Consider the following 2,240-nt stretch of genomic DNA (forward strand, 5'->3'; position numbering starts at 1 on the left):
GGCGATATCGACCACCTCGTCCACCGCGTGGATGCCGACCCGCGCCGCGGTCCCGGCCCCACCGGTTCCCACGCCTATCGCGGCGTCGCCGAGAGCGGTTCCCAGCGCTGTGGTCGGGTCGGCCCGCACCTGCGTCATGTACGCGGACGCAACAGCACTCGGGTCGGCCGCCGCACCGACGATTCCGGTGGCCAGGTCCGACATCGCCGCCTCGTACTGGGCGGGATGGGACTGGTTGTAAATATCCATCGGATTGACGCTGCGCAGAAACGCATTGAAGCTGCTGACCGAGGTGAGCGCGCCGAAACCGATGTGCTGGATGCCTTCCTGATACCCGGCGTACAGATCGGCGGCGTTGGCGAACATCCGTGCGGTGAACGGCGGGGTCTCAGGGGCGAGAGCGGTCGCCGCGTCGATACGTCCGACAATCGCGGTGGCCGAGTTGTCCCGTTCAGCGCGGGCCGCCGCCAGGATCGCTTGCGCCTCCTCGCGCAACGACGACCAGGTGTCGGTGATGGTGGTGGACGCCCTGGCTTCCGCGTCGAGTGCGTTGTAGGCGGCGATCGCCGCCCGTTCGTTCTCGGCGGCCCGCCGCCAGACATCGATCGCGTCCGCCGCCCGACCCTGCGCGGCGGTGACGGTAGCGGACCACTCGAGCAGCGCCCCCTGTGCCGTAGTCATCGCCTCCGATGCCTGCGCCCACAGGTGCGGCTGTTTGGCATACGCCTCACGGAACTGGTCTGCGGCATCGCCCGACCACCCCGGCGTATCGATACGCGCGAGCGCCGCACCGGTGTCACCGATGCCGACCGCCAACTCCCCCAACGTGTCGGCCACCCCGGTGATCGCGGCGGCGTCGCCCCGGATCAGTTCGCGGGGGTCCTCGGTCTCGCCGAGTTCTCGTTCGTCGACCTGCCCGCCGGTCGCCGACGCCACCCGGTCACCGAGATCATCCAGAACGCCGCCCACCGCGTCGGCGCCGACCGCCCGCGCCCCATCCGCGACCCAGTCGAGCGCCCCATCCACGGCCTGGCCGACCGCTTCCGCCCCCGACTCGAGGGCGCCAGAGACCGCGTCACCCGCGGCGTCGAAAATGCTCACCGCTGCCCACCGCCAAGCATTCCGGTATCCCACCCGGCGTCCGGAAGGCCCGGAATGTCTACCTGGGATGCGGCGGTGAGGTTGGCCAATGCCTGCGGGGTCAGCTCGGCAAGAGTCGCGTCATTCTGCCGAATCTGCTCGCTCGCAGCCGCGGCCGAGTCGGCGCTGAAGTCCGGGTGCGCGACCATGTTGTACGGATTGTTCGCCAGGGTTTCCGACCAGGACTGCGCGGAAACCTCGTCGTCCGACAGGTGCGGATTCCCGATGACGTCGTTGACGATGTTCTTCAGCGCATCCTCGCCGTGCTGATCCATGACGTGGTAGCGTCCGGCGGCCAGTCCCAGCGCTTCGGCGATCGCATTGCCCGCCTGCACCAGCGCTCGCACACCCCACTCCCAGCGCTCGGCGAATCCCTCCATCGACCGTTGCACCGACATCCGACCGGCTTCCAACGGCGAGAGCGCCAGCAGGGAGAAGCCGCGCCCGAGGGTGCCGGATTCGGAGATCCCGATCTGCGACATCGAGTCGATCGTGCGGGTGATCCCGTCCGCAGCGGCGGCCAAAACCTGCGGGTCGACGTCCAGACGGTCAGTCATCGCACGCTCGAATAGCATCGGCGGGGAAGGTGAACGGAGTGTGACCGGCCGGGTTGATCACCAGTCCGACCTGATCTCCCAATCGGGGGAGTAGCTCATCGACGACCAGACGGCCGGGTGGCGCCTGGTAGTCGCCGACCTCCTGGTCGCGGGCATGCAGGTAGGCGCTGTACTGGTCGACGCGGGTGAACACCGCCAGCCAGTCGACGCCGTGGACTCTGCTGAGGTACGGCTCCCCGCCGGCGCTCAGCGGTATCACCAGTGTCGACTCATTAAGCAGTGCACGCACACGTCGAGCGTCACCGAAACCACGAAGATACGAATCAATTTCGTCTTCGACGGTGCCGACAACGAATGTACTGGCCTCCATGTTGACCCCCCGACAGGGCAGGCTAGCAGGCCGGCGGTGGTCGCAGCAGGACTGCCGTCGGTCGGTGCGCGGGAGTCATGCTGATCGGTCCGTCAGTTTCCGTCGTCGATGAGCGGTTCGATCGCCTCGGCCATCTCCATAATGCGGTCGCAGCGGTCCCTGTTCGGATCGGG

Annotated in this window: 3 protein-coding genes; all 3 read right to left on the reverse strand. The window is 67.9% G+C overall.

Annotated features, from left to right (window positions below):
• The coding region (locus MB1_RS24720) for a putative T7SS-secreted protein (protein WP_369406890.1) at positions 1-1,101 on the reverse strand (1,101 nt) is incomplete at its 3' end.
• Positions 1,098-1,697, reverse strand: a complete 600-nt coding sequence (locus tag MB1_RS24725) for a hypothetical protein (protein ID WP_066913760.1) — start codon at positions 1,695-1,697, stop codon at positions 1,098-1,100. The genes MB1_RS24725 and MB1_RS24720, both read right to left, overlap by 4 nt.
• Positions 1,690-1,986, reverse strand: a complete 297-nt coding sequence (locus tag MB1_RS24730) for an SseB family protein (protein ID WP_169801737.1) — start codon at positions 1,984-1,986, stop codon at positions 1,690-1,692. Before MB1_RS24730 ends, MB1_RS24725 begins: the two co-directional genes overlap by 8 nt.
• Positions 1,987-2,240: the final 254 nt, after the last annotated feature.

It is taken from the genome of Millisia brevis NBRC 105863, from assembly GCF_001552615.1.
Classification (GTDB): Bacteria; Actinomycetota; Actinomycetes; order Mycobacteriales; family Mycobacteriaceae; genus Millisia; species Millisia brevis.